Raw genomic sequence first — 25,643 nt, 5'->3', positions numbered from 1 at the left:
CTCACCACATTCCCCCACGTTCTCCAGGAGCGGCAGCATGCGCACACGGACCAAGCTGTACGCAGCCGCGGTGGGACTGGCCACGACCGGAGCGCTCGTGCTCTCCTCCGGTGGTGCCAGCGGCCACGGCTACACCGACCTGCCGATCAGCCGGCAGAAGCTCTGCCAGAACGGCACGGTCCCCAACTGCGGTGCCATCCAGTGGGAGCCGCAGAGCGTCGAGGGCCCGAAGGGCTTCCCCGCCTCCGGCCCCGCCGACGGGCAGATCTGCTCGGGCAACAACACGCCGTTCGCCCAGCTCGACAGCCCGACGACCCCGTCGGGCGGCGCCTGGCCCACCACCCGGGTGACCGGCGGGCAGACCTACACCTTCCGGTGGCAGTTCACGGCCATGCACGCCACCACCGACTTCCGGTACTACGTGACCAAGCCGGGCTGGAACCAGAACCACAGGCTGTCCCGGTCCGACCTCAACCTCACCCCGTTCCTGACGGTGCCCTACAACGGCCAGCGGCCGCCGCAGACGCTCTCGCACAGTGGCCGGCTGCCGTCCGGGCTGAGCGGGCACCACGTCATCCTCGCGGTGTGGACGGTCCACGACACGGGCAACGCGTTCTACGCCTGCTCGGACGTCACCTTCTGAGCGTCGCCCGGACGCCGGGCGGCCCCACGGGGGACGAGCACGCAAAAGGGCCTCTCGCTCCCACGAGAGGCCCTTCGCTGTGCGCCGCCAGGGACTCGAACCCCGGACCCGCTGATTAAGAGTCAGCTGCTCTAACCAACTGAGCTAGCGGCGCATGACTCCCGCCGTCCCGCTTCCCGCGGGCGGCGACGGGGTTAATACTACCTGGTCCCCGGGGGTGCTCCCGACCACCGCGCGGTGAACGGGCGGACCCTAGATCGTCAGCGAGAGCAGCACCGGGGCCGCGTTGCGGTTGAGGGCGTCCGCGGCCCGGCGCAGCCGGTGGGCGTCCCGGACCGGCAGGGACAGGGCGAGGCAGCCCACCGAGGAGCCGGCCGTGATCGGGACGGCCGCGCAGACCGTGCCGACCGCGTACTCCTGGAGGTCCAGGACCGGCACGGTGGGCGGCTGCGCCTCCAGCCGGGAGAGCAGCAGCTTGTCGCTGGTGATGGTGCGCGAGGTGAGCCGGGCCATCTTGTACCGGGCGAGGTGGTCGCGCCGGCCGTCGTGGTCGAGCTGGGTGAGCAGGCTCTTGCCCACCGCGGTGGCGTGCGCCGAGCAGCGGAAGTCCACCCACTCGTTCACCCTCGGGGTGGCCGGGCCGTCGGCGTACTGCGTGACCCTGACCTCGCCGTCCACGTACCGGCTGATGTAGACGGCGGCGCCCACGGAGTCGCGCAGCCGGTCCAGGGTGTGCTGGAGCTTGTCGCGCAGGGCCTCCTCGTGCCCCTGGGCCGAGCCGAGGCGGGCGAAGGCCCGCCCGGCGACGTACGGGCCGTCGGCGGTCTGCTCGACGTAGGCCTCGCGGCGCAGCATCCGCAGGAGCGCGGTCAACCGCTCCGTGCCGAGGCCGGTCTCGCGGGCGAGTTCGGTGTCGGTGACTCCTGTGCTGCGCCGCGCCACCGTCTCCAGGACGCGCAGGGCGTCCTGGACCGAGTGGTGCGGGGCGGTCGGCTCGTGCCTCAGCGCCACGGTTTCCCCCTGCGCTCGCTCTTGGGCCGCAATCCGGTCAGCGAATCCCCTCCACGATAGCCGTCGGGCGGCCCGGCGGAAGCGGGGGTTGACAAGACGGCGGCCCTCCCAACTGCGCGGCAGATCCTCTGGCATATGCCAGAGGAATGGGCCGGAGCGGGGACCTGGGACGTCGGCCCGCGCACGGCCCGTGGTCACAGGACCGCGCCGAGGAACTCCCGTGTCCGGTCGTGCTCCGGCTCGCTGAAGATCTTCTCCGGGGGTCCCGCCTCGATGATCCGGCCCGAGTCGAACATCAGCACCTGGTCCGAGATGTCCCGGGCGAAGTTCATCTCGTGGGTCACGCAGAGCATGGTGATGTCGGTGGAGCGGGCGATGTCCCGCAGCACGTCCAGGACGCCCGCGACCAGCTCCGGGTCCAGCGCTGAGGTCACCTCGTCCAGCAGCAGCACCTGCGGCCGCATCGCCAGCGCCCGCGCGATCGCCACCCGCTGCTGCTGGCCGCCGGACAGCTGCGCGGGGTGCTTGTCGACGTGGTCGCTCAGCCCGACCATCTCCAGCAGCTCCCGCGCCCGCTCCTCGGCCGCGTCCTTGGACATGCCGAGCACGGTGACCGGGGCCTCGGTGATGTTCCTGAGCACCGTCATGTTCGGGAACAGGTTGAACTGCTGGAACACCATCCCGATCTTCTTGCGGACCTCGCGGACCTGCTTCTCGGGGGCGGGGAACAGCCGCTCCCCGTCGACGGTGATCGTGCCCTCGTCGGGCTTCAGCAGCGTCATCAGCAGCCGCAGGATCGTGGTCTTGCCCGAGCCGGACGGACCGATCAGGGTGACGTGCTTGCCGGCGTCCACGGAGAAGTCCAGGTGGTCCAGGACCGTGTGGTCCCCGAACCGCTTGGTGACCCGCTCCAGGCGGATCAGCTCGCCGGTGCTCCCCGGGCTCCCGGGCTTTTCGTCGGACAGGGCGTGGGTGTCAGTGGACAAGGCGTCGCTCCAGGGCTCGCAGGGCAAGGGAGGCCAGGTAGGAGATGACGACGAAGGCGAGGCCGATCACCGTCAGGGGCTCGGTGAACTGGAAGTTCTGCTGGGCGAACAGCCGTGCCTCGCCGAGCATCTCCAGCACGGTGATCGCCATCAGCATCGGCGTGTCCTTCAGCATCGAGATGACGTAGTTGCCGAGCGCGGGCACCACCCTGCGCACGGCCTGCGGCAGGATCACCGCGGTCCACGTCCGGCGCAGCGGCAGGTTCAGCGCCGTCGCCGCCTCCCACTGGCCCGCCGGCACGGCCTCGATACCGGCCCGGTAGACCTGCATCGTGTACGTCGAGTAGTGCAGACCGATGGCGAGGACGCCGGTGGTCAGCGCCGAGAGGGTCAGGCCCCACTCCGGCAGCACGTAGAACAGGAAGAACAGCTGCACCAGCAGCGGGGTGTTGCGGACGAACTCCGTCACCGCCCCGACCGGCCAGCTCACCCAGCGCGTCGGCACCCGCATCAGCAGCGCCCACACCAGACCCAGCACGAACGAGATCAGCGAGCCGAGGACCAGGATCTGCAGGGTGACCAGCAGACCGTCCCAGAAGTGCGGCATGAAGTCGGCGACCGCGCCCCAGTCCCAGTTCATCGGACCGCACCTCCCGCGGTGGCGGCCCCGGGCCGCTTCGGCTCCACGTCGGGCGTGCGGGCCGGCGCCTTGCCGACGCCCGCCTTCAGCTTCTTCTCCAGCCCGCGCATCAGGCGGGTCAGCAGGAAGGCGATCACGAAGTAGATCAGCAGGACGTACGTGTAGATCTCCGCGCTCTCCTGCAGCGCCAGGCGCACCAGGTTGCCGCTGAACGCCAGGTCGCCCATGCCCATGATCGACACCAGGGCGGTGCCCTTGAGCAGCTCGATCAGCAGGTTGGAGAACGGCGGGACCATCTCCGGCACCGCCTGCGGCAGCAGGATCAGCCTCATCCGCTGCCAGGGCGTGAAGCTCAGCGCGATGCCGCCCTCACGCTGGGCCGGGTCGACCGCGGCGAGCGCGCCGCGCACGATCTCCGAGCCGTACGCCCCGTAGGTCAGGCCGAGCGCCAGCGTGCCCGCCCACAGCGGCACCAGCTGCCAGCCGAAGGCCGGGGGCAGCACGAAGAACACCCAGAAGATCATCACCAGGGCCGAGGTCCCGCGGAACACCTCGGTGTAGAGGCCCGCCAGGAAGCGGACGAGCCGCGACCGGTGCGTGCGCGCGACGCCGGCCACGAAGGACACCGCCGTCGCCAGCAGCGCGCTGAGGACGAGCAGCTGGATCGTGACCCAGACGCCCCGCAGTACCAGTTCCCAGAGTCCCGAGGTCATCCGCCGCACAGCTCCTTCGCGGTCAGGTCCGTCATCTCGGCCTCGGTGAAACCGAACGGCCTGAGGATGCGGAGCAGTTCGCCGCTCTCCTTGAGCTTGCGCAGTTCCGCGTTGAAGGCGTCCCGCAGCCTCGTCTCGGTCGGCCGGAAGGCGAAGCCGCCGCCGTCGACGTGCGGCCTGCCGTCGACGATCGGCCGGAACGGCTCCGTGACCTCCGCCTTGTTCGACTTCTTCACCACCTCGCGGGTGGTGAGCGCGGTACCGGCGAAGACGTCCACCCGCCCGGCCTCCACGGCGTTCAGCCCGGCGACCTGGTCGGGGACGATCAGCATGTCGCTCTCCGGGTACCCGGCCTCGACCGCGTACGCGATCTCCGCGTACCCGGTGCCGGTGGCGAACCTCGCCTTCTTCTCGACGACGTCCCGGTAGGAGCGCAGCCCCAGCGGGTTGCCCTTGCGCACGATGAACGAGTCGAGCATCTGGTAGTCGGGGTCGGAGAAGATGACCTGCTCGCAGCGCTCGGGGTTGATGTACATCCCGGCGGCCACGACGTCGAACTGCTGGGAGTTCAGCCCCGGGATCAGCGAGCCGAACTCGGTCGGCACGGGCTGGACCCGGTCCACGCCCAGGCGCTTGAAGACGACCTTGGCCAGTTCCGGCGCCTCCCCGGTGAGTTCGCCGTCCTTGTCGATGTAGCCGAAGGGGATCTCACCGGCGATGCCCAGGCGGACGACGCCCGCCGCCTTGAGCCGGTCCAGCAGGTCACCGCCGTTCGTGCTCGCCTCGGTGGGCACGCGCGAGCAGCCCGCGGCGCCCAGCGCGCCGAGCGCCGCGGCCCCCGCGAGCAGTGACCGGCGCGAGGGTCCGGAGTTCTCCCGGCGTCGTCCGGGTGGTTGTCCTGTCCGTGGAGCCATGGCGGCGCGGCTACCCGAAGCCACGCGAGTTATTCCGGCCAATTGGCCGACTCCCGTGACGACCCGTGGCGCGCGGGCGCCGCGGGCGGGGGCCCCGCTCCCGGCGGGCGCGACCCCGGCCTCGTACAGCGCGTGCGCCGCCCGCAGGACCAGGGCGTCGTGGTGGCGGGCGGCCACCAGCTGCAGGCCGACGGGCAGGCCGTCGGGGTCGGTGCCGACGGGGACGGTCGCGGCGGGCTGCTGGGTCATGTTGAAGGGGTAGGTGAACGGGGTCCAGCCCGTCCAGCGGCGGTGGCCGGACCCCTTCGGCACCTCCGCGCCCGCCTCGAACGCCGTGATCGGCAGGGTGGGGGTGACCAGCAGGTCGTAGGTGTCGTGGAAGCGGCCCATGCGGCGGCCCAGCTCCGTGCGGACGTCCGCCGCGGCCAGGTAGTCCAGCGCCGAGTACCGGGCGCCGGCCGCGCAGATCTCGCGCAGGCCCGGGTCGAGCAGCCCCCGCCGGTCACGGGTGAGGTGCTGGACCGCGCGGGCGGCCCCCGAGAACCACAGGGTGTGGAAGGCCTCCACCGGCTCGCTGAAATCGGGGTCGGCCTCCTCGACGTACGCACCGAGCCCGGCCAGCCGCTCCACCGCCCGCCGCACCGCCGCCGCGACCGCCGGCCGTACCGCCACCTGTCCGCCCAGCGACGGCGAGTACGCCACCCGCAGCCCGTGCACCCCGCCCGCGATGCCCTCCGCGAAGGAGCCGGGCGCCGGCCCGAGCGCCGACCAGTCCCGGGAGTCGGGCGCGCCGATCACGTCCATCAGCAGCGCCGCGTCCGCCGCGTCCCGCGTCATCGGCCCGACGTGGGCCAGCGTCCCGAACGGGCTCGCCGGATACAGCGGCACGCGGCCGTACGTCGGCTTCAGCGCGAAGATCCCGCAGAACGCCGCCGGGATCCGGACACTGCCCCCGCCGTCCGTGCCCAGCGCCAGCGGTCCCGCCCCCAGCGCCACGGCCGCCGCCGCGCCCCCGCTGGAGCCGCCGGCGGTGCGCGCCGGGTCGTACGGGTTGCGGGTGACGCCGCTGAGCGGGGAGTCGGTCACGCCCTTCCAGCCGAACTCGGGGGTCGTGGTCTTGCCGAGGAAGACCGCGCCGTGCTCCCGCAGCCGGGCCACCGAGGGAGCGTCCTCCTCCCAGGGCCCCGCCGGGTCGATCGTCCGCGAGCCCCGCAGGGTCGGGGCGCCGCGCAGCGGCAGGAGGTCCTTCACCGTGACCGGCACCCCGTCGAGCAGCCCGCACGGCTCACCGCGCCGCCACCGCTCCCCGGACGCGGCGGCCCGCTCCAGCGCGTCCTCGGCCAGCAGCCGGACGAACGCGTTCACCTCCGGCTGGACCGCCTCCGCCCGCCGCAGCGCCGCGCGGGTCACCTCCACCGGGCCGAACTCCCCCCTGCGGTAGCCGTCGAGGAGCCGCACGGCGGTCAGCTCGGTGAGCTCGGACATCCGTCCTCCTGGGAGCGTCAGTGTCCGGGTACGTATCCGCGCCGCTTGTCGACCACGTTCACCAGGGGCTCGCCCGCCGCCCAGAGCTCGTACAGCTCCACGAACTGGGCGGCGAGTTCGTCCCGCCAGCCGACCGTGTCGCCGCTCATGTGCGGGGACACGACCAGCCCCGGGACCCGCCACAGCGGGCTGTCGGGACCGAGCGGCTCGGTCTCGAAGACGTCCAGCGCGGCGCCCGCGATCCAGCGCCTGCGCAGGGCCTCGGCGAGCGCGTCCTGGACGACCAGCTGTCCGCGGCCGACGTTGACGAAGTGGGCCGAGGGCTGCATCACGCCGAAGCGGCGGGCGTCGAACATGCCCCGGGTCCGGTCCGTGAGCGGCGCGGCGGCGATCACCCAGTCCGCGCGGGCGATCAGCCGGTCCAGGTCCTCCGGGTCGTGCACACCGGCGCGCGCGGTGCGACCGACCAGGGCGGTGGTGACGCCGAGCGCCGTGAGCGTGCCGGCGATCGCCCGCCCGACGGGCCCGGAGCCGACCACGACGGCACGGGTCCCGGCGACCCTGCGCGTCTCCCGGTGCCGCCAGGTCCGCTCCCGCTGGAACTCCAGCGTCCTCGGCAGGTCCTTGGCCAGTGCCAGCACGAGGGCGGCGACGTACTCGGCGATCGACCGGTCGAAGATCCCGCGCGCGTTGGTGACCACCGTGTCGGACGCGGCCAGCTCCGGACCGAGCAGATGGTCCACGCCGGCGCTCGCGGTGTGCACCCAGCGCGGCCGGGGGCCCTCACCGGGCCACGCCTCGCGGACCGCGTGGGAGGTGAAGTCCCAGACCAGCAGCACGTCCGCGTGCGGAAGCCGCTCGGCGAGCGTCGAGGCGTCGGCGTGCTCGACGCGGACGCGGCCGGTGAGCCGGCCGAGGCGGGGAGGCGGATCGGCGTCCAGGACGAGCAGCGTGGGGATGGTCATGGGCCGCCGTTCCTCCGGGTGGCCGGGAGTCCCCGGTGGGTCTCGGTGTCCTCGGTGGGTCCGGGATGCGCGGATTGACCACGTTCGCACCTGGACCCACCGTCGTCAACACGGGCGTCACCACGATCCGTCGCGTGCCCGTCCCCCGCCGTGAGGCCGGCGCCGGCGCGGACGTCTCCCTCCCCGACGTCTCCCTCCTCGGCGGACCCGGCCCGCGGCGCGGGGCCCGGGTCACCGCCTCGGGCGCACCGCCGGAGACTGAACTGCGCATACCGGTCATCTCGGCCAACCAGGTGACCGTGTGGGCGGCGTTGCGCCGATTGGGTACCCGAGCGGTGGGACCGTATCGGGCGCCGACCGACGTGTCGGCGCGCTCCGGGACCCCACCGCCGGGCCGGACGCCCGGCAGCGCACTGCCGGAGGAAGAGAAGCAGCAGGAAGGCTGGTCATGACCGCACTGGGAATCCTCTACCCGGGCCACTCCGCCGAGGACGACTATCCGCGCATCGAGCAGCTGCTGGGCAGCGACATCCGGGTGGACCTGGTGCACACCGACGTCGGCGAGGACGCGCACCGGGTGGACGCGCTGCGGGAGATCGGCTCGCCCGAGCGGCTGGCGGCCGGGCTGCGGGACCTGCGGCTCTCGGGTGCCGAGGCCGTGGTGTGGGCCTGCACCAGCGGCAGCTTCGCGCACGGCTGGGACGGCGCCCACGAGCAGGTGCGCTCCCTGGCCCTCGCGGCGGGCCTGCCCGCGTCGTCCACCTCCTTCGCCTTCGTGCACGCGCTGCAGGAGATCGAGGTGCGGCGGGTCGCCGTCGGGGCCACCTACCCGGACGACGTGGCCGCGCTCTTCGCCGGCTTCCTGCGGGCCGGCGGGGCGGAGGTGACCCGGGTGCGCAGCTCCGGGACCGTCACGGAGGCCGGCACCTGGGGCGAGGCCGAGCTGTTCGCCCTGGCCCGCGCGGCCGACACCCCGGACGCCCAGGCGCTGCTCCTGCCGGACACGGCCCTGCACACGGTCGCCCACATCCCGGCCCTGGAGAAGGAACTGGGCAAGCCGGTCCTCACCGCCAACCAGGTCACGGTCTGGGAGTGCCTGCGCCTGGCCGACCGCCGGGTGAACGCCCCGGAACTGGGCGCGCTGTTCACCAGGGAGCCGATCGTGCAGGTGTGAGGGGCGGCCGGCGGCGTGGCCGTGCCCGGTACAACCTTGACCCGGTCATGGCGGTCTTGCTCTCGTGATCCTGCGCCGTTCCCGGGCGCAGGGCGCTGAACACCGGAGAGAACCATGCGAACCACCGCCGTGCGCCGTACCGTCCTGACCGCCTCCGCGGCCACCCTCGCCCTGGTGGTCACCGCCTGCGGCGGGGGCGACCAGGACGGCGGGGACACGAAGGCGAAGGGCGGCGGGTCCGACAAGCCGGCGGCGAAGGCGCTGACCGCCGGCGAACTGGAGAAGCTCGTGGTCGCCGCCGGCGACCTCGAGGGCCACAAGGTCGAGAAGCCGGGGAAGGACGACGTCCTCGACCCCGGCGCCGTCTCCGTGGAGCAGGCCGAGTGCGAGCCCGTCGCCCGGGTGCTGTCGGCCCAGCCGGCGGGCGAGCCGGCGGCGAGCGCCCAGCGGCTCGTCACCCGGGAGTCCGCGGCGGCCGAGGAGGGCATGCCCTCGGTGGAGGAGCTCGCGGAGATGACGGAGGAGGAGGCCGAGGAGGCCACGATCGACTCCCTCGACATCACCAAGACGATGGCCTCCCTGTGGTCCTACGACGCCGACGGCGCGCAGCGGACCCTCGACGAGCTGAGGAAGGCCGGCGAGGAGTGCGCCGGGGGCTTCACGATGACGTCCGACGGGGACGAGCAGCGGATCACCGGGGTCGACGAGGAGAAGCTCGCCGCCGGTGAGGACGCCGTCGCCTGGACGGTGGGGACCGAGGTGGACGGCACCCCCGCCGAGACCAAGGTCGTCGTCTTCCGGCAGGGCACCACGCTCGCCGGATTCTCGTCCTTCAACATCGCGGCGGTCACCCGGGGCGACGCGTTCGAGCAGCCGACCGCCGTCATCGAGGCGCAGGAGACCAAGCTCGGCTGATCCGTCCCCTGCCGCGGGCCGGGGCGACGCGCCCGCCCCGGCCCGCGGGGACGGCACCGCGGGCCGGACACGGAAGAACCCCGGTCCCACTGGAGTGGGACCGGGGTTCTCGTCGAGCGCCGGGCAGGCCTTGCACCTGCATCTCCCCGCAGGAAGCGGGACGTCTTTCCTTGGACCACCAACGCACTGCCGACCGCCGGGGGTTGTCCCTGCGACCTGACAGAATGATCATAGCGCAGAACCGCCCGGCGCGCACACCCGCGGACCGCGGGCCCGGCCGGCGGTGGCGTGCGACCGCACCGGCCGGTCCCGCGGACCGGCACCTTCGAGGCCCCCACCGGGGAATAACCGGAGGGTCCCCTCCTGTTGTGGCGTGCAGCGAACGTCCCACCCCACAGGAGGCACCCCACCATGGCCGCAGACGCCGCAGAGGAGATCCGGGGCACCGCCCACGGCACCGCGCCCGTCCCCCTCTCGGTGCTGGACCTGGTGACCGTCGGCGCGGGCCGGACCGCGAGCGACGCCCTGCGGACCAGCGTGGACATCGCGCGCCTCGCCGAGGCCCGCGGCTTCCACCGGTACTGGGTCGCCGAGCACCACTCCATGCCCGGTGTGGCCTCCTCCTCGCCCGCCGTGATCCTGGCCCACCTCGCCGCCCACACCGACCGCATACGGCTCGGCTCCGGCGGCGTCATGCTGCCCAACCACGCGCCGCTCGTCATCGCCGAGCAGTTCGGGACGCTGGAGGCCATGGCGCCCGGGCGGATCGACCTCGGGCTCGGCCGCGCCCCCGGCACCGACGGGGCCACCGCGGCGGCCCTGCGCCGCACCGACCGGCTCAACGAGGGCGCCGACGACTTCCCCCAGCAACTCGCCGAGCTCACCCGCTTCCTGGACGACGACTTCCCCGACGGCCACCCCTACCGGCGGATCCACGCCGTTCCCGGCCCGGTGCAGGCGACGTCGCCCGGCGGTGTGCAGTCCCCGCACCGGCCGCCGGTCTGGCTGCTCGGCTCCTCCGGCTTCAGCGCCCGGCTGGCCGGCGTGCTCGGCCTGCCGTTCGCCTTCGCCCACCACTTCTCGGCGCAGAACACCATCCCCGCGCTGGACCTGTACCGCGACTCCTTCCGGCCCAGCGAGGTCCTCGACGCGCCCTACGCCCTGATCGGCGTCTCCGCGCTCGCGACCGAGGACGAGCGGGAGGCCCGCCGCCAGGTGCTGGCCGCGGCGCTGAACATGGTCCGGCTGCGCACCGGCCGCCCGGGCCTGGTCCCCACGCCCGAGGAGGCGGAGGCGTACCCCTTCACCCCGATGGAGCGGGAGTTCGTCGACTCCTGGAACGCCAACGTCGTCCACGGCACCCCGGACGAGGTCCGCGCCGGACTGGACGACCTGCACAAGCGCACCGGCGCCGACGAGCTAATGATCACGGCCAACGCGCACAGCGGTGAGGTGCGCCTGCGCTCCTACGAACTCATCGCGGACGCCTACGGGTTGCCGGCGCCCGCCTGAACCCCGGGTGTGCCCAGCAGCTCGGAGATGCGGTCCGGTGACACCGGACGGGAGTACAGCCACCCCTGACCGGTGTCGCACCCGATCCGGCGCAGCCGGGTGGCCTGCGCCGAGGTCTCCACGCACTCCGCGGTGACCGTGAGTCCGAGCCGGTGGGCGAGCTGCACCATCGCCTCGACGATCACCTCGTCGGCCGGGTTCGGCGGGGCGGCGGCGCGCTCCTCGTACTGGAAGCCCCGCACGAAGGAGCCGTCCAGCTTGAGGACGGACACCGGCAGCCGGCTGAGGTAGGCCAGGTTCGAGTAGCCGGTGCCGAAGTCGTCGATGGCGATGCGCACGCCCATGTCGCTGAGCGCCTTCAGGGCCTGCAGCGGCCGGCCGGAGGAGCCCATCACCGCCGACTCCGTCAGCTCCAGTTGCAGCAGGTGCGGCGCGAGGTCCGTGTCCTCCAGGGTCTCGGCGACGTCCGCCACCAGGTCGGAGTCCCAGACCTGACGGACCGCCACGTTCACGCTGACGAAGATCGGCGGTCCGTCCGGGTGCTCCTCCTGCCAGCGGCGGGCCTGGCGGCAGGCGGTGCGCAGCACCCAGCGGCCGAGCGGCACGATCGAGCCGTCCTCCTCCGCCAGTCCGATGAACCGATTCGGCGTCAGGGTGCCGAACCGGGGGTGGTTCCAGCGGACCAGGGCCTCCACACCGTGCACCCGGTCGTCCTCCATGCCGACCAGCGGCTGGTACTCCAGCGCGAACTCGCCCCGCTCGATGGCCGGACGCAGGGTGGAGGCGAGGGCCTGCCGGGTCACCCGGTGGGCGTTGCGCTCCGGGTCGAACAGCGTCCAGCGGGCCTTGCCGTCGGCCTTCGCCCAGTACAGCGTGGTGTCGGCGGCCTGCATCAGCGCGGTGGGCGTGGTCCCGGCGGCGTGCCGCTCGACCACCCCGATGGACGCGGAGACCGACAGCCGCTGGCCGGAGAGGTCGAAGGGGGCCTGGATCGCCTCGAGCACCGACTCGGCGAGGTCGGCGAGCTGTTCGGTGCCGGTGGAGTCCTCGACCAGCAGGGCGAACTCGTCCCCGCCGAGCCGGGCGACCAGCGGGGGGCCGGTCCTGGCCCGGCCCGCCTCCTGCGCGCAGCGCGTCAGGCGCTCGGCGACGGCGGCCAGCAGCCGGTCGCCCACGTGGTGGCCGAGGGTGTCGTTGATGGCCTTGAACCCGTCCAGGTCCAGGTGGCACAGCCCGATCCGGCCGGTGCCGTTCCGCTCGTACGACTCCGGCTCCAGGGCGGCCGTCAGCCGTTCGAAGAACAGGGTGCGGTTGGGCAGCCGGGTCACCGGGTCGTGCATCTGCGAGTGCCGCAGCCGCGCCTGGAGTTCCCGGCGGGCGCTGACGTCGGCGACCGAGAGCAGCACGCCCTCGTCGTCGGTGGGCAGCGGGGTGACCGTCACCCGCACCCACAGCATGTGTCCCTCGGGGTGCTTCAGCCGGCGCGTGCAGCGCAGTTCCGCCTGCCGTCCGCACAGCACCTCGCGGTAGGCGTGCCGGATGCGGGCGTCGGAGGAGAGGTCCACCAGATCGGCGGCGACGGCACCGGTCAGGGCGTCCGGGTCGCCGCCCAGCAGGGCGGCGAGGCTGCCGTTGGCGCTGACCACCGTGCCCTCGCGGTCGACCACGGCCATGGCGAGCGGCGCGGCCGCGAAGGCGGCCCGGTACGACAGGGACGACAGGGGTGGGGGAGGCGAGGACGACGGGGACGACGGGGACTCGGTACGGGGAGACGTAGCGAACTCACTCTCTGTGACGACTGGTCGGTCGAGATCCGTTACGGGCGCCGGCCCTTCGGACGTTCCGCTCACCGCTCGCTCCCGCAGTGCACTCGATCGCTGTCCGTGCAGGAAAGTCTGCCGATCATAGAGGCCGACGTCAGGCCCTTTCCGCCACTGTCCGGTCTCCGGGACGGTCCCGCATCTCTTCCCGACCGTTTCGGTCCGCCGGTGGATCGGCTTCGTCGGGCCTCCGACCAGTTGTGACGTTCCGTGAGTGGTTCGGGGTTCCCGCGGCGCCCCGGTCGGCGGCCCCGGCGGAAGGATCCGGCTTTCTCACCCGTCCGGTGCAGCTGAACAGGGCGTAGTGCGACAAACACACACACTCTGGGTGCGGTGTCCCGTGAACCGTCTCCCGGAGGTCCCCGTGCCGCGTCAGCTCCCCCTGAGAGGACGAGGAGTCGGCCGGGAAGCCCTCAAGGGGCTGAGCCGTTCGGGTGTACGGCCCCGGCTGCGCAGTACGGCGGCGATGTGCACCACCATGTCGGCGCTCGCGGCGACCTCGATGGTGACCGTCCCCTCCTCCGCCGAGCCCTTCTCCGCGGCGCCCTGCGCCCTGACCCGCACCGACGCGCACCACTCCGAGGGCCTGGACACCTGGAACACCGCCTACCCGCGCCCGGCGCGCCGGCTGGACGCGGTGATGGTGTTCCTGTCCTTCCCGGACTCGCACCCCCTGACCACGCCCGAGGAGCTCGCCGCCGACCACTTCCCGGCCACGAGCCGCTTCTTCCAGCGGGCCTCCTACGGCAGGTTCACGCTGCGCCCGCACGCCCTGCGGCACTGGATCCGGATGCCGCGCCCGTCCACGGCGTACGCCATACGGCGCGACTGGACCGTCCACCACCGGGCGGCCTACCTGCGCGACGCGCTCGCCGCGGCGGACGGGCAGGTCGACTTCTCGCGGTACGACGTCGTGTACCTCGTCGCCGACCCGGACGCGCCGGGCGTGGACTCCGACGCCACCAAGGTCGTCAACCTGGACACCCCGCTGCGGGCCGACGGCACCGACATCCGCCGGGTCGTCACCGTCTTCGAGAACCACCCCCCGGACCGGCTGGTCCTCGCCCACGAGACCGGACACGTCTTCGACCTGCCCGACCTCTACCACCGGCCGGTGGACGGCAAGGGCGACTGGGACACCCACGTCGGCGACTGGGACCTGATGGGCAGCCAGTTCGCCCTCGCGCCCGACCTGTTCGGCTGGCACAAGTGGAAGCTGGGCTGGCTGGAACCCCGGCAGGTGCGGTGCGTGCAGGACGCGGGCCCGGTGCGGCTGACGCTGGAGCCGCTGGAGGCGGGGCCGGGGGTGCCGGTGACGGGCGCGGCCGGGGCGCCGTCCTTCGGCCTCGGCCGGGGCGCCAAGCTCGCGGTCGTGCGCACCGGCGCCGACAGCGTGCTCGCCTTCGAGGTCCGCGGCCCGGTCGGCAACGACGCGGCGGCCTGCCGGCAGGGGGTGCTGGTCTACCGGGTGAGCAGCGGCACCGAGTCCGGCGGCGGCCCCATCGAGGTCGTCGACGCCCACCCGCACACCGAGGCCTGCCACGGGGACTCGGTCTACCCGCCCCTCGCCGACGCCCCGGTCGCCCTCGGCGAGAGCTTCACGGTGCCGGGGGAGCCCGTACGGGTGGAGGTGGAGGGGCGCACGGCGTCGGGGGCGTGGACGGTGAAGATCACCACCGGATGATCGCCGGCAGGAGGCGCGCACGAAGAAGACCCCCTGCTCTCGCAGGGGGTCTTTCCCGTGTCGTGCGCCGCCAGGGACTCGAACCCCGGACCCGCTGATTAAGAGTCAGCTGCTCTAACCAACTGAGCTAGCGGCGCCTGCTGACGTCGTAGACATTAGCACCCTGGTCGGCGGGAGGAAAAATCGATATCCGCACGGCCGCGCGGGCCGCCCGCACGGCCGCCCAGAGCAGCACCTCCGGGCCCGGCAGCCAGGGGTGACGCGTGTCCGGGGCGACGAGCCAGCGCGAGCCGGAGCGGGCCGGGGCGGCCGCCCCGCCGACGGGGGCCGGGACCGTCACCGCGTCGCCGGTGCCGTGGCACAGCAGCGGCGGGACGGCGTCGGCGCGGCCGTGCGCGCCCCACTCCTCCCACTCCAGGAGGGCCGGCAGCCGCTGGGCCGTGCCCGGCGCCGCGAACAGCAGCATCCGGCCCCGCAACTCCGCCACCGGCCCGGAACCCGGCCCCTCGTCCCACATCCGGTCCAGCATCCGGCGCCCGAAGACCGCGGGCGCGCTCACCACGTCGAAGACCGTGCCGCAGGGCAGGACGACCGGGGCGCCGGCGCGCTCCCTCCAGTGCGAGAGCGTGCTGCGCGGATACGTGCCTGCCGAGGCGAGCCAGGCGGCGCCGTCCGGGGTGACGCCGCTGATGTCGGAGGCATTCCGTGTGCTGCTCATGGCGCACAGGTCTACCGGGCGTGAGGGGACGGTCTCCCAGGGTTGCCGGAATCCGGGACGCGGCGTCCGGGGAGGCGGTATCGTGCCCGCCCGGCATATGCCACGCCTGTTCGGGCCGGAACCGGCGGGACCGCACCGCGCCGCCGGATCCCGGGGCTCACGCCGGGTCGACGTCCCCCGGGCCCTCACCGCCGCGCATCAGGTCCCGGCCGAACTCGACCATCTTCTTCGCGTAGTCCTCGGTCCACTCGGCGCGCTCCGCGATGTCGGCCGCCGTCAGCCGGTCGAAGCGCCGGGGGTCGGCCAGCTGGGCCGCCGCCATCGCCTGGAACTCCGTCGCCCGGTCCGCCGCGGCGCGGAACGCCAGCGTCAGCTCCGTCGCCCGCTCCAGCAGCGCGCGCGGATCGTCGATCGACTCCAGGTCGAAGAAGTGCTCGGGATCGGCGGCCGCCGCCGCGGGCTCGAACAGCAGGGGCGCGGGGCGTAGCCGCGGCTGGTTCCGACGCGGCGTGGGCTCCGCCATGACTTCTCCTTCTCGTACGCGTACGTCGCGGTCGACCCGCTGGAAGAGTGGGCCACCGTCCATTGTCCCGCGCCCCCGCAAGAGGGCCTCACTCCTTCGCCGGGGCCGCCACCGGCCGCGGGCCGGACCCCGTCCGGCGAGGGCGGCGGTGGCGGGCTCGGTGGGACCGGTGGGGCCGGTGGGTCCGGTGTTCGTCGTCCGGTTGCCGGGGCGCGGGTCAGGGGCGCCACCGGACGCGGTGTTCGGCGAGGTGGGCGAGGACCGCGTGGTTGGCCTCCCAGCCGTCCGGGAACTTCACGAGCGTGCCCAGCTGGACCGGCTCCGTGGACGGGTAGTCGTCCAGCAGGGCGTCCACCCCCTCCCGGCACACGACGATGCACGCGTGCCGGTGCCGGGAGGCGAGCACGCACAGCCGGCCCGTCTCCAGGTGGAAGGCGGTGGCGTCGGGGCGGCCGGAGAGCGGGTGCAGGACCACCGTGACGTCGTACTCCCGGCCCTGGAGCCGGTTCGCCGTGTCGACGGTGACGTCCGTCACGCCCAGCTCCGCGAGCGCCGCCCGTACCGCCGCCGCCTGGTCGCGGTGCGCGGTGCCGACGGCGATCCGGCCGGCGGTCAGCGGAACGGGGTCCGGTGACCGCTCGGACGTGGCCGCGCCGCCGCGGTCCAGCAGCCGGCGCACGACCGCCGCCACCGCGCGCACCGCCTCCGGGTCCGTGCGCGGGGTGTGCCGGGCGGGCAGCTCCAGCAGGCCCCAGCCGGACCCGGCCGCCTCGTCGATCACCCGGTCCGGGCCCGAACCGTCCGACGGGACGCCGAAGGCGAGCCTGCGGTCGCCGTGGCCGGTGCCGCTGCGGAACGGCGTGTACGGGTAGAACGCGTCCGACACCAGGGGCGCGGCCGACGCCGGCAGCCGCCAGGACACCGGCAGCCGGTGCTGCGGCAGCTCCGGGTTGTGGGCGAGCAGCGTGGTCACCGCGGACGCCGACGGGTCGTACGACAGGCCCGCCCACTGCTCGCTGCCCACGATCGCGAACGGGTCCAGCTGGCCCGGGTCGCCCACGAACAGCGCCCGCTCGAACAGCCCGGCCACCGCGAGCAGCGCGTCCGAGCGCATCTGGTAGGCCTCGTCGACGATGGCGTGCCGCCACGGCTCGACGCCCTTGACGTGCGCCCACTTCGCCGCCGTGGAGATCACCACGTCGAGGCCGGCGAGATCGGCCGCCTTCGCCGAGGTGCGGACGTTGTCCAGCGCGTCGAGCGCCTTGTCGTAGGGGTCGGTGTCGCTGCTGTGCAGCCGGCCGACCGGCAGGTCGGGGTTCTTCTCGGCGAGCCGCAGCACCAGGTCGTCCACCTGCGCGTTGGTCTGCGCCACGACCATCAGCGGGCGGCCCGCCCCGGCCAGCTCCAGCGCCGCGCGGACCACCAGGGTGGACTTGCCGGCGCCGGGCGGGGAGTCCACGACGACACCGCGCGCGGCGCCGTGCAGGGTGTCGCCCAGGATCGCGTCGGTGGCGCGCGCGGCCGCCGCACCGGGGTCGAGAACGGCCTCGGGGGCCACGGCCTCGGTGGTCACAGCACGTCCTCCTCGGTCACCGGGTCGGCGGCCTCCGGCACGGCCTCCTCACCGGGCGGCCCGCCGTGGGTCCACGGCGTCTCCTCGGGATCGGGCAGCTTCGCCCCGCCGCGCGGCTCGTGCTCGAACAGCGTGAAGCACACGCGGTCGCCCTTCTCCGGCACGGACCCCTCCTCGGGCTCCTTGCCGCGGCCCATCTTGTCCATGATCCGCAGGACGACCAGGGTGCCGTCGCCGTCGTCGCCCGGCCCGTCCCGGTGTCCGGCGAACTCCGCGGTCTGCGGTTTCCCGCCCAGCGTGCGGTACACCCGGGTCCGCTCGCCCAGGTGGGGGCGGTCGTCGGTGCGGACGGTGACCAGCGGACGGGGGCTGGGGCGCTTGCTCTCGCTGTACGCCATCACCACGTCGACCACCTCGCCCGCGAACGCCTCCCCGGCCAGCCGCCGGCCCGCCATCACCAGCGGGTCGTCCAGCGCCTCCTGCGCCTCCAGCCGGGCCTGCTCCCGCTCGCGCACGGCGAGCTTGTTGGCCGCGGTGACCGCGTCGTCGCGGCGCGGCTGCGGCGGCTCGCCGGCCAGCACCCGGTCCCGGTGGCCGGTGAACGACCAGCGGTCGCGCGTCCACCGCTCCTCGACGCGCGCCCCCTCCGGCAGCTCCCGCAGCAGGTCCAGCCCGCGCCACACCGCGTCCCAGGTGGGCCGGGTACGGCTCTCCACCAGTGCGCGGATCTCCCGCTCGGCGGCGGTCAGGGCGCCGAGGCGGTCGTCGGCCTCCAGCCCGTCCTCCGCGGCGGCGAGCGCGGTGCGGGCCCGGTCGTAGCGCTCGATGGCGGGGGCGAGCAGCTTGTTGTCGAACGCCGGGTCGGTCGCCGGGCCCGCGGGCGGGCACAGCAACTGGCCGTCGGCGTCCCGCGCGAGCTCGGCCTCCTGCGCGGCCTCGGCGCCGGACCGCCCCTCGGGCGGGTCGATCCAGGCGAGCAGCGCCCCGAGGTGCTGGTCCTCCAGGGAGGACTGCCCGGTCGCCCAGTGCCGGGCCAGGACGTCGGTCACGGCCAGCAGCAGCGAGGAGCCGGGCACCCGGGCCCGCTCCCCGAAGTGCGTCAGCCACCGCCCGAGCAACGGCACCCGGGGCGGCGCCGGGAACGGGGCCTCGGGGTCCTGCTCCGCCGTGCGCCGGAAACGCATGGAGCGCCCGAGGAGCCGTACGAGGTCGATGCCGGCCCGGGACGGCACGATCAACTGGGGCGCGTCCGAGCACAGTTCGACCTCGACCTTGACCCGCTTGCCGGTCTCCGGGTCGGTCTCGCTGCGCTCGGCGGCCTCCACGGCACCGGCGAATCCGTCGACGTAGGGCAGGACCACGTCGGCCAGTTCGGACAGGAACGCGAACCGCAGGTCGCGGTCGCGCGGCTGCGGCACGACCAGCAGCCGCGGCGCGTCCCGGTCGGTGCCCACCAGCGCGCCGAGCGGGGCGCCCGCCTCGCCGGCGGTGGTGAGCGGCACGAACACCAGCGGCCGCTCGGACAGATGGCGGTGCCTGACGGTGGCGGCGGGCCGGGCGCGGCCGGTGCTGACGGCCTCGAGGCGGGCGAGGGTGTCGATCAGCGACAAGGGGCCACCTCCCGCGCGGCGGGAGCGGGCACGCCCGCGCCGGCCAGCGCCTCCGCGCGCAGGGCCGCGGCCCGGCGCAGCGCCGCCACCGCCGGGTCGTCGGGGTCACCGGCCTCGCCGCGGGCCGCCGCGAGCACGTCCTCGACCGTGGCCAGGCCGCCCAGTTCCGCGCGGACCGGACGGCCCAGGCGGGTCACCGCGCCGGCCGCGCGGGAGCGGTCCCGGCAGTGGAAGGCGAGCTCGCACGCGGACAGGCACTCCGGCGCGTACGTCGCGGGGACGGACTCCACGGCCGCCGTCAGGCGCTCGGCGGGCAGCTCGGGCGAGAAGCAGGTGCCCTCGGGGAGCGTGTCGGCGATCTCCTCGATGCGGGTGAGCCGGTCCAGCTGACGGGCGGTCACCGCGCGCTGCCTGCGCACGTCCACGGCGGACGCGGTGGGCAGGTTGGAGAAGTCCTTGGGGCACACCAGCAGGATCCGGTGCCGCACGCGCGGGGACGGCTCCAGCCGCGCGGCGACCCGCTCCAGGGCCAGCACGTACACCGCGGCCTGGCGCGCCGCCGCGCCGACCTTCGCGGGATCGGCGGCGCCGTCCAGCATCGGGAAGGACTTGATCTCCACGACCGTCCAGCTGCCGTCCGGGTGCACCACCACCGCGTCCGGCTCCAGGAAGGCGGGGGAGCCCGCCACGTCGAGCGCGAGCATCGGGTGGTCGAGCAGCGTCCAGGTGCCCGGGGCGGCGGTGGCGGCCTCGGTGGCCTCGCGCAGGGCCAGTTCGGTGCGCGCGGTGCGGCCCTCGGGGCCCTGCGCGGTGAGGTCGGGCACGCGCGCGCCGGCGGGCGGTTCGGCCGCGCGGTCCAGCTTCTCGTGGGCGAGGCGCAGCAGTTCCGTACCGCCGTCGGCCTTCACCTTCGCCTCGAACGCGTTGCCCCGCACGAACGCGAACTGCGACTGCCCGAAGACCGACGGCGAGCCCAACGCGCTCGCCAGCGCCGCCTTGTCCACACCGGCGCCGTCGAGGATCGCGCGCCGTCTGCAGCCCGGGTTGGCGGCGAGGGCGGACAGGGCGCGCGCGTCCAGGGCCTTGGCCGGGACCTGCGGGCCGCGCAGCTCAGCGAGCCGGTGCCGGAGCGTCTTCCCCCGCGCCCGGGGGGGAGGCATCGGGCTCGGTCCCTGCTCCGTACCGCGACGTGTGCTGCCGCTGCCGTGGAAATCGCTCACCCGCGGAAGTCTGGCATCCCGCACTGACAACCGGGGAACGGGTGCCGGAGGAGTCCGCCGCGACCGGTGCGACACGGGGCAGGAAGCGGGACTTGGCCCGGTCGGCGCACCGCATCACGGCCGGGGCCAGCAGCAGCCCGGCGCCCATGACGGCCGCCCCCGCGGCCGCGTCGAGGAAGTAGTGGTTCGCCGTGCCCATCACCACGATCACGGTCACCAGCGGATAGACCACCGCGGCCGTCCGCGTCAGGCGCGTCTGCCCGTACCGCCACAGGATCACCCCGCACCACAGGGCCCAGCCGACGTGCAGACTCGGCATCGCCGCGTACTGGTTGGTCATCCCGCCCAGACCCCGCGGGGCGCTCGCCTCGCCGCCCCACCAGCCCCAGGAGCTGTAGTGGGCCATCGTGTCCACGAAGCCGTGGCTCGCGTCGAGCAGCCGGGGCGGGCAGGTGGGCAGCAGGGTGAAGCCGATCAGGCCGATGAAGGTGGACGTCATCAGCCAGGTGCGGGCGGCGCGGTAGTGCACCGCGCGGGAGCGGAACAGCCAGACGAGGAGCGCCGGCGTCACCAGGTAGTGCAGCGACGCGTACCAGAAGTCGGCGGGTATGCCTATCCACGGCTCCCGGGTGAAGAGACGGTTCAGCGGGTGCTCGGCGTTGAGGGACAGGGCCTTCTCGATGCGCAGGATCGCCAGGCCGTGGTCCACGGCGTCGGAGACGTCGCCCCGGACGACCAGCCGCCCCGCCGAGTAGCAGGCGTACACCAGGACGATCAGCGGCAGCTCGGTCCACCAGCGCAGCCGGGTCGCCGGGACCGCCTCGGTGCCCGGTGTCTCGGTGTGCGGCATCCGATCGCCCTCCCCCTCGTGCTCGCGCGGCGCCCGTCGGCGGCCAGCCACTCTACGGTGTACGCGCCCCCTGCGAGACGCCTTCGGCCCTGATAGACGCTGAGATCGCCCCCCGGGTTGCCCGCGGAGGGGGTGCGCGATGATGGAGGGGTTCCGTTTGTGAGTCTCCCCCGGAAGGTCTCCCATGGCACCGCGCATCCTGCTGGTCCGGCACGGACAGACCGCCTGGTCGCTGTCCGGCAAGCACACCGGCAGGACCGACGTACCGCTCCTGGAGGAGGGCCGGCGCGGGGCCAAGCTGCTCGGCGAGCGCCTGCACCGGGCGCCGTACGACGGGCTGCCGGACGTCGAGGTGCGCACCAGCCCCCTGTCCCGCGCGCGGGAGACCTGCGAACTCGCCGGCTTCGGCGAGCGCGCCCGGACCTGGGACACCCTCATGGAGTGGGACTACGGGGCGTACGAGGGCATGACCCCGGCCGAGATACAGGCCGGCCGCCCCGGCTGGCTGATCTGGCGCGACGGAGTCCCCGAGGGGGAGACCACGGCCGAGGTGACGGCCCGCGCGGACGAGGTGGTGGCCTGGGCGCGCTCGGCCGACCGGGACGTGCTGGTCTTCGCCCACGGGCACATCCTGCGCTCCATCGGCGCCCGCTGGCTGGGCCTGCCCCTCGACTTCGCGGCCCGCATCCGCCTCAACCCGACGTCGCTGTCGGTCCTGGGCTGGGCGTACGGCGAGCCGGCCCTGGAGAGCTGGAACGACCTGGGGCACCTGGCGGTCTGAGGAGCGGCCGTCGGCGTCGGGCGGACGGCCCGGCGCCGCGCGGCGGTCCGCGCCGCGCGCCGCGCGGGCGCTCAGACCGCGCGGGGGAACGAGGCGTGGCGGTCCAGGAACGCCGAGACGCCCGAGGCGCGGCGGTGCGGGAGCAGGACGCGGGACGTGCCCGCCAGCATCGTCTGGACCCGGGACGACTGGACCTCGGCCAGCAGGTCCAGCACCCGCATCCCGGCCTGGGCCGCCTCGTCGGGGCGTCCGCCGCGGGCCAGGTCGTCCGCCAGCTCCGCCGTGTACAGGGCGATGTTGCGGGTGAAGTGCGGGTCCTGCAGCTCCGCCGCCCGCCGCGCGTGCCGGGCCGCGCGCGGCCAGTCGCCCAGGGTCGACCAGCACTGCGCCTCCAGGCCCTCCAGTTCGGCCTCCCCGTAGAAGCTCATCCACTCGGGGTCCGCCTCCGAGGGGCCGCGCTCGAAGTAGGCCTGGGCCCGGGCCAGGGCCTGCTCGCAGCCCGTGCGGTCGGCGAGTCCGGCCCAGCCGCCCGCCTCGCGCAGCGCCAGCAGCGACATCAGCCGCGGCGACCCGAGCGACCGCGCCACCCGCTGCGCGGCCTGCGCCGCCCGCACCGCCTCCCGGGGCCGTCCCGCGTCCCGCGCGAGGAACGCCGTGTTGCAGAAGGCGTGCGCCTCCAGACCCGGGTCCCCGGTCACCCGCGCGGTCGCCAGCGCCTCCGCGTAGTGCGAGCGCGCGTCGTCGAAGCGGCCCGAGTCGTGGGCCAGCCAGCCCACCGAGATGGCCAGTTCACCGGCGCCCGCGTACAGCCGGTCCGCCGTGCGCTGCCGGGTCGCCCCGGCGTCCAGCAGCGCGTAGGCGGCGCGCAGGGGAGCCGCCGCACGCCGGTAGAGGCCGTCGGCCCCGTGCCGGTCGTCCAGCAGCCGGATCCGGCGGACGGCTTCTTCCAGGGCACCCGCGTCGCTCGCCCCGGCGCGGCGCACGGCGCGCTGCGCCGTCGAGGCGTCCGAGGCGAACCCGAGAGGGCCCAGTGAGGCGGCGGCCACCGTGGCGCCTCCGCCGGTCATGAATGCGCGACGCAGCACGTCGCTCTCCTCGTGGTCGTGCGTGTCGTACGTGTCGTACCGGTCCTGCGTGTCATACGACTCGTACGCCACCCTTGTCTCACCCGTGACGTCCGCCGGATCCGCGGTGTGTGCCGGGGGCGTGTCCCCGGCGTCCCGCGCCCGGCGCCCGCGGACCGACGAGCGGGGCGCGAAGCCCAGGTCGGTCAGCGTGCGGCCGGGGAACATGTGCAGGAACACCCGTTCGTAGGCGTAGTTGGGGCAGCGGATCTCGCCTGCCTCCACCCGGTGGACGTACCGCGCGTCACAGCTGACCCGCTCGCCGATCTCGCGGGCGGCCCGGCGGACCGCCGCGGCGAACTCGGCCGGCGAGCGCGGTCCGCGCAGTTGCCGGAAGACGAGGTTCGGCCGCGGTGGCCGGTCGGGCTGGGACGAGGGCACCGTTGACGACGCCATGGCCGGGTCCTCTCTGCGAACCGTCGAACCATGCCGGACTCGGGATGAGTTGTCCAAGTGCCACCCTGTTTCCGGCGGGCAAGAACGTACCTGCTGTGACGGAGTCGCCACGCGATGTTTGGCCACAAACCGGATATCTCAGCCGTGATCTGCCATGATCTGCCATCCTTTGCGGCGCACTTTCGGCGTTTCCGTTGACGGTCCGGCGCGTTGAACCCTGTGGACCGGGAGGCCCCCGACTCCCGACCCGCTCGTTTCCAGGCAGGGATGTGTGTGGTGGAGGCCGGGATGGTGACCAGCCAGAGCAGCGATCCTCTGACGCCGCCGAGTACGTCGTCGGGCGCGCCGTCGGGTACGCCGCCGGCGACCGGGTGCGTGACGGCCGCCGCGGGCGGTTCTCCCCCCCTCGTGCCGCCGGAGTGCGACGTGGTCACGGTTCCGGCGCGGCAGGGTCTGGAGGCGATCGACATCCTGCGGCGCGGGGCCGGGGACGCGGTGGGGCTCGTCCTGCGCGACGACTGCGGCGACACGCTCGGTTTCCTGGTGCCGCCGGGGACGGCCGCCGCCTGGGACGTGCCGGGCAGCACCTGCACGGAGACCGACGGCCGCGGGCTGCGGCCGTCCCCGGGGCCGCCGGTGGAGGGCTCGGCCTGGCTGCTGCCCCCCGGGGAAGCGGACCCGGCGACCGACCCCGCGGTGCTGCGGGCGGCGTTGGGCGAGGCCCGGCGACTGCTCGAGGCGGTGGACGGCTGCTGCTGACGGCGCCCGCGCGACGGGCGGCCGGGCCCGGCGGGCCGACCCGGCGGGCGGACGGGCGGACCGGGGCCGCGCCCCGTCGGGCAGCGGCGCCGGACGCTTTGGGACAATGCCCTGATGGGAAGGTCCAGGAACTCCGGGCGCAGGCAGGCCGCCGAAGCCGTCGTCGAGGACGTCGACGGGGGCCTCGCCCGGCTCGTCCCCGACCGGGAGCGGCCGCGGGCCTGGACGCTGCTGATCGACGGGGCCCCGCAGTCGCACGTCGACCTGGACGACCCCACGCGCCTCTCCTTCGAGTACCAGCGCCGGTTCGGCCATGTCGTCGACCTCGTCGCCCCGCCCGGCGGCCCCGTGCACGCCGTGCACCTCGGCGGCGGCGCGTTCACCCTCGCCCGGTACGTCGCCGCCACCCGCCCCCGCTCCACCCAGCAGGTCGTCGAACGGGACGCGGCACTGGTGCGACTGGTCCGCCGGGAGCTGCCGCTGGACCCCAGGGCCCGGATCCGGGTGCGTTCCGCGGACGCCCGGGAAGGGCTCGCCAAGGTGCCGGACGGATGGGCCGGCCTCGTCGTCGCCGACGTCTTCAGCGGGGCCCGGACGCCGGCCCACCTGACCTCGACCGAGTTCCTCGACGACGTCCGCCGGGCCCTCGCACCCGGCGGGGTCTACGCCGCCAACCTCGCCGACGGGCCGCCGCTCGCCCACCTGCGCGGCCAGATCGCCACCGCCGCCGCCCGGTTCGCCGAGCTCGCACTGATCGCCGACCCCGCGGTACTGCGCGGCAAGCGCTTCGGCAACGCCGTCCTGGTCGCCTCCGACGCGCCCCTGCCGATCGCCGAGCTGACCCGCCGCGCCGCCTCCGACCCGCACCCGGGCCGGGTCCAGCACGGCAGGGACCTCACGGACTTCGCCGGCGGGGCGGCACCGGTGACCGACCGGGCGGCGGTGGCGTCGCCCGCGCCGCCTCCCTCGGTGTTCCGGTGAACGGCGCCGGCCCCGGACCGGTCGCCCCGGACCGGTCGGACCGGTCCGGCCCGGTCAGTAGTTCCCGATCTCCACGCGGGGCGGTCCGTCGTGCCAGGTGCAGAAGACCGACACCCGGTCCGCGCCCGAGGTGAACTCCACCCGGATCCACGTCTCCGTCTTCCACACCTGCATCGACCAGCCCGCCCCCGGCGTCGCCGACACCAGGGACGCGGAGGTCTCGCCGAGGTCGAAGACCGCCCGCCCGCCGTCGGTGTCGTAACTCCTGACCCGGCCGGAGTCGGCGGGCGCGGAGGAGGGGGAGGGGGAGCGCGTGGGCGCGGGCCGGGACCGCGAGGGCTCGGGGGCCGGCTCGCGGGACGCCGCGTCCGGCGTCGGGGACGGCTTCCCGGAGGGCCGGGAGCTCGGCGCGTCCGGCGGCCGCCGCGTCGAGGACGACACCGGTCCCGACTCCCGCGCGGTCGCGCCCGCCGCCGCGACGGGCAGGGCGCGCGGCGGATCGTAGGCGGTGCCCTTCATCACCGTGCTGACACCCCACCAGGACAGCGTGACCGCCGCGCCCGTGGCGAGCAGCCAGGCCAGTACGTGTACGAGTCCTCTGCGCATCGTCGGCCCATCCTGCCCCACCCGCCCCACGAGTGTCGCG

23 protein-coding genes, 2 tRNA genes and 2 pseudogenes are annotated in these 25,643 nt (G+C 74.4%); 9 read left to right on the top strand and 18 right to left on the bottom strand.

Annotation, left to right across the window (positions count from 1 at the left end; all coding sequences use genetic code 11):
- Positions 1-37: 37 nt before the first annotated feature.
- The gene (locus tag GL259_RS15385; RefSeq protein ID WP_159533132.1) at positions 38-643 is read left to right on the top strand and encodes a lytic polysaccharide monooxygenase; all 606 of its coding nucleotides are present in this window, start codon (positions 38-40) and stop codon (positions 641-643) included.
- Between the two features lie 80 nt (positions 644-723).
- Here GL259_RS15385 and GL259_RS15380 read toward each other — a convergent pair.
- The 8 genes and pseudogenes from GL259_RS15380 to GL259_RS15345 form a co-directional block, all read right to left on the bottom strand.
- A tRNA-Lys gene (locus GL259_RS15380) sits at positions 724-797 on the bottom strand.
- 98 nt (positions 798-895) lie between these two features.
- A complete protein-coding gene (locus tag GL259_RS15375) occupies positions 896-1,654 on the bottom strand; it encodes an IclR family transcriptional regulator C-terminal domain-containing protein (protein ID WP_159533130.1) in 759 nt (252 codons plus the stop codon).
- A 194-nt stretch (positions 1,655-1,848) separates the two neighbouring features.
- Positions 1,849-2,640: an ectoine/hydroxyectoine ABC transporter ATP-binding protein EhuA gene (gene ehuA / locus GL259_RS15370; protein ID WP_159533128.1), complete on the bottom strand. Its 792-nt coding sequence runs from the start codon at positions 2,638-2,640 to the stop codon at positions 1,849-1,851.
- Positions 2,630-3,280 carry an ectoine/hydroxyectoine ABC transporter permease subunit EhuD gene (gene ehuD, locus GL259_RS15365; protein WP_159533126.1) on the bottom strand — a complete coding sequence of 217 codons (651 nt, stop codon included), beginning with the start codon at positions 3,278-3,280 and terminating at the stop codon, positions 2,630-2,632. The genes ehuA and ehuD overlap by 11 nt, the downstream gene beginning before the upstream one ends.
- Positions 3,277-3,993 (bottom strand): ectoine/hydroxyectoine ABC transporter permease subunit EhuC, encoded by a 717-nt coding sequence (gene ehuC, locus GL259_RS15360; RefSeq protein ID WP_159533124.1) that lies wholly within the window; start codon positions 3,991-3,993, stop codon positions 3,277-3,279. The genes ehuD and ehuC overlap by 4 nt, the downstream gene beginning before the upstream one ends.
- Positions 3,990-4,907, bottom strand: coding sequence for an ectoine/hydroxyectoine ABC transporter substrate-binding protein EhuB (ehuB, locus tag GL259_RS15355; RefSeq protein ID WP_159538665.1), 918 nt, complete (start codon positions 4,905-4,907; stop codon positions 3,990-3,992). Before ehuB ends, ehuC begins: the two co-directional genes overlap by 4 nt.
- A gap of 114 nt (positions 4,908-5,021) precedes the next feature.
- Positions 5,022-6,392 (bottom strand): annotated as a pseudogene (locus GL259_RS15350) (amidase); the annotation flags it as partial.
- Between the two features lie 17 nt (positions 6,393-6,409).
- The gene (locus GL259_RS15345; RefSeq protein ID WP_159533122.1) at positions 6,410-7,357 is read right to left on the bottom strand and encodes a D-2-hydroxyacid dehydrogenase; all 948 of its coding nucleotides are present in this window, start codon (positions 7,355-7,357) and stop codon (positions 6,410-6,412) included.
- Positions 7,358-7,611: 254 nt separating this feature from the next.
- Here GL259_RS15345 and GL259_RS38725 point away from each other — a divergent pair.
- The 4 genes and pseudogenes from GL259_RS38725 to GL259_RS15325 form a co-directional block, all read left to right on the top strand.
- Positions 7,612-7,809, top strand: a pseudogene (locus GL259_RS38725) (decarboxylase); the annotation flags it as partial.
- Complete coding sequence (locus GL259_RS15335; RefSeq protein ID WP_159533118.1) at positions 7,806-8,531, top strand: decarboxylase; 726 nt, start codon at positions 7,806-7,808, stop codon at positions 8,529-8,531. The pseudogene GL259_RS38725 and the gene GL259_RS15335, both read left to right, overlap by 4 nt.
- Before the next feature lie 114 nt (positions 8,532-8,645).
- Complete coding sequence (locus GL259_RS15330; protein WP_159533116.1) at positions 8,646-9,446, top strand: hypothetical protein; 801 nt, start codon at positions 8,646-8,648, stop codon at positions 9,444-9,446.
- Positions 9,447-9,857: 411 nt separating this feature from the next.
- Complete coding sequence (locus tag GL259_RS15325; protein WP_159533114.1) at positions 9,858-10,958, top strand: LLM class flavin-dependent oxidoreductase; 1,101 nt, start codon at positions 9,858-9,860, stop codon at positions 10,956-10,958.
- Here GL259_RS15325 and GL259_RS15320 read toward each other — a convergent pair.
- Positions 10,934-12,808, bottom strand: a complete 1,875-nt coding sequence (locus tag GL259_RS15320; RefSeq protein ID WP_159533112.1) for a bifunctional diguanylate cyclase/phosphodiesterase — start codon at positions 12,806-12,808, stop codon at positions 10,934-10,936. The genes GL259_RS15325 and GL259_RS15320 overlap by 25 nt on opposite strands.
- A 436-nt stretch (positions 12,809-13,244) precedes the next feature.
- Between GL259_RS15320 and GL259_RS15315 the strand changes: the two genes are divergently transcribed.
- A complete protein-coding gene (locus tag GL259_RS15315; RefSeq protein WP_166461499.1) occupies positions 13,245-14,462 on the top strand; it encodes a M6 family metalloprotease domain-containing protein in 1,218 nt (405 codons plus the stop codon).
- 63 nt (positions 14,463-14,525) lie between these two features.
- Here GL259_RS15315 and GL259_RS15310 read toward each other — a convergent pair.
- The 7 genes from GL259_RS15310 to GL259_RS15280 form a co-directional block, all read right to left on the bottom strand.
- Positions 14,526-14,599: transfer RNA gene (locus tag GL259_RS15310), tRNA-Lys, on the bottom strand.
- Positions 14,590-15,180 carry a bifunctional DNA primase/polymerase gene (locus tag GL259_RS15305; protein ID WP_159533108.1) on the bottom strand — a complete coding sequence of 197 codons (591 nt, stop codon included), beginning with the start codon at positions 15,178-15,180 and terminating at the stop codon, positions 14,590-14,592. The genes GL259_RS15310 and GL259_RS15305 overlap by 10 nt, the downstream gene beginning before the upstream one ends.
- Positions 15,181-15,337: 157 nt before the next feature.
- On the bottom strand, positions 15,338-15,703 hold the full coding sequence (locus GL259_RS15300; RefSeq protein WP_159533106.1) for a hypothetical protein: 366 nt from the start codon (positions 15,701-15,703) through the stop codon (positions 15,338-15,340).
- Positions 15,704-15,920: 217 nt separating this feature from the next.
- Positions 15,921-17,276 (bottom strand): AAA domain-containing protein, encoded by a 1,356-nt coding sequence (locus GL259_RS15295; RefSeq protein WP_159533104.1) that lies wholly within the window; start codon positions 17,274-17,276, stop codon positions 15,921-15,923.
- A complete protein-coding gene (locus tag GL259_RS15290; protein ID WP_159533102.1) occupies positions 17,273-18,886 on the bottom strand; it encodes a hypothetical protein in 1,614 nt (537 codons plus the stop codon). The genes GL259_RS15295 and GL259_RS15290 overlap by 4 nt, the downstream gene beginning before the upstream one ends.
- Positions 18,877-20,046: a hypothetical protein gene (locus tag GL259_RS15285; protein ID WP_159533100.1), complete on the bottom strand. Its 1,170-nt coding sequence runs from the start codon at positions 20,044-20,046 to the stop codon at positions 18,877-18,879. The genes GL259_RS15290 and GL259_RS15285 overlap by 10 nt, the downstream gene beginning before the upstream one ends.
- Positions 19,997-20,956 (bottom strand): phosphatase PAP2 family protein, encoded by a 960-nt coding sequence (locus GL259_RS15280; protein ID WP_159533098.1) that lies wholly within the window; start codon positions 20,954-20,956, stop codon positions 19,997-19,999. Before GL259_RS15280 ends, GL259_RS15285 begins: the two co-directional genes overlap by 50 nt.
- Positions 20,957-21,140: 184 nt before the next feature.
- Between GL259_RS15280 and GL259_RS15275 the strand changes: the two genes are divergently transcribed.
- Positions 21,141-21,737 carry a histidine phosphatase family protein gene (locus GL259_RS15275; RefSeq protein ID WP_159533096.1) on the top strand — a complete coding sequence of 199 codons (597 nt, stop codon included), beginning with the start codon at positions 21,141-21,143 and terminating at the stop codon, positions 21,735-21,737.
- A gap of 71 nt (positions 21,738-21,808) precedes the next feature.
- Here the strand turns inward: GL259_RS15275 and GL259_RS15270 are convergent, their stop codons facing one another.
- The gene (locus GL259_RS15270) at positions 21,809-23,257 is read right to left on the bottom strand and encodes a tetratricopeptide repeat protein (RefSeq protein ID WP_159533094.1); all 1,449 of its coding nucleotides are present in this window, start codon (positions 23,255-23,257) and stop codon (positions 21,809-21,811) included.
- Between the two features lie 288 nt (positions 23,258-23,545).
- Between GL259_RS15270 and GL259_RS15265 the strand changes: the two genes are divergently transcribed.
- Positions 23,546-24,016 (top strand): hypothetical protein, encoded by a 471-nt coding sequence (locus GL259_RS15265; RefSeq protein ID WP_159533092.1) that lies wholly within the window; start codon positions 23,546-23,548, stop codon positions 24,014-24,016.
- A 114-nt stretch (positions 24,017-24,130) separates the two neighbouring features.
- A complete protein-coding gene (locus GL259_RS15260) occupies positions 24,131-24,997 on the top strand; it encodes a fused MFS/spermidine synthase (protein WP_159533090.1) in 867 nt (288 codons plus the stop codon).
- A gap of 54 nt (positions 24,998-25,051) precedes the next feature.
- Here GL259_RS15260 and GL259_RS15255 read toward each other — a convergent pair whose 3' ends face one another.
- The gene (locus GL259_RS15255) at positions 25,052-25,603 is read right to left on the bottom strand and encodes a hypothetical protein (RefSeq protein WP_159533088.1); all 552 of its coding nucleotides are present in this window, start codon (positions 25,601-25,603) and stop codon (positions 25,052-25,054) included.
- Positions 25,604-25,643: the final 40 nt, after the last annotated feature.

This window comes from Streptomyces sp. Tu 3180, from assembly GCF_009852415.1.
Lineage (GTDB): Bacteria > Actinomycetota > Actinomycetes > Streptomycetales > Streptomycetaceae > Streptomyces.
Note: the sequence above shows the minus strand (reverse complement) of the source record. Positions and strands in the feature narration are given on the sequence as shown.

Coding starts and splice junctions, on each gene's coding strand:
- GL259_RS15385 (WP_159533132.1), top strand. CDS start 38: ATGCGCACACGGACCAAGCTGTACGCAGCCGCGGTGGGACTGGCCACG.
- GL259_RS15315 (WP_166461499.1), top strand. CDS start 13,245: ATGTGCACCACCATGTCGGCGCTCGCGGCGACCTCGATGGTGACCGTC.
- GL259_RS15345 (WP_159533122.1), bottom strand. CDS start 7,357: ATGACCATCCCCACGCTGCTCGTCCTGGACGCCGATCCGCCTCCCCGC.
- GL259_RS15275 (WP_159533096.1), top strand. CDS start 21,141: ATGGCACCGCGCATCCTGCTGGTCCGGCACGGACAGACCGCCTGGTCG.
- ehuB (WP_159538665.1), bottom strand. CDS start 4,907: ATGGCTCCACGGACAGGACAACCACCCGGACGACGCCGGGAGAACTCC.
- GL259_RS15335 (WP_159533118.1), top strand. CDS start 7,806: ATGACCGCACTGGGAATCCTCTACCCGGGCCACTCCGCCGAGGACGAC.
- GL259_RS15325 (WP_159533114.1), top strand. CDS start 9,858: ATGGCCGCAGACGCCGCAGAGGAGATCCGGGGCACCGCCCACGGCACC.
- ehuC (WP_159533124.1), bottom strand. CDS start 3,993: ATGACCTCGGGACTCTGGGAACTGGTACTGCGGGGCGTCTGGGTCACG.
- GL259_RS15280 (WP_159533098.1), bottom strand. CDS start 20,956: ATGCCGCACACCGAGACACCGGGCACCGAGGCGGTCCCGGCGACCCGG.
- GL259_RS15300 (WP_159533106.1), bottom strand. CDS start 15,703: ATGGCGGAGCCCACGCCGCGTCGGAACCAGCCGCGGCTACGCCCCGCG.
- GL259_RS15265 (WP_159533092.1), top strand. CDS start 23,546: ATGGTGACCAGCCAGAGCAGCGATCCTCTGACGCCGCCGAGTACGTCG.
- GL259_RS15270 (WP_159533094.1), bottom strand. CDS start 23,257: ATGGCGTCGTCAACGGTGCCCTCGTCCCAGCCCGACCGGCCACCGCGG.
- GL259_RS15305 (WP_159533108.1), bottom strand. CDS start 15,180: ATGAGCAGCACACGGAATGCCTCCGACATCAGCGGCGTCACCCCGGAC.
- ehuD (WP_159533126.1), bottom strand. CDS start 3,280: ATGAACTGGGACTGGGGCGCGGTCGCCGACTTCATGCCGCACTTCTGG.
- GL259_RS15330 (WP_159533116.1), top strand. CDS start 8,646: ATGCGAACCACCGCCGTGCGCCGTACCGTCCTGACCGCCTCCGCGGCC.
- GL259_RS15260 (WP_159533090.1), top strand. CDS start 24,131: ATGGGAAGGTCCAGGAACTCCGGGCGCAGGCAGGCCGCCGAAGCCGTC.
- GL259_RS15285 (WP_159533100.1), bottom strand. CDS start 20,046: ATGCCTCCCCCCCGGGCGCGGGGGAAGACGCTCCGGCACCGGCTCGCT.
- GL259_RS15255 (WP_159533088.1), bottom strand. CDS start 25,603: ATGCGCAGAGGACTCGTACACGTACTGGCCTGGCTGCTCGCCACGGGC.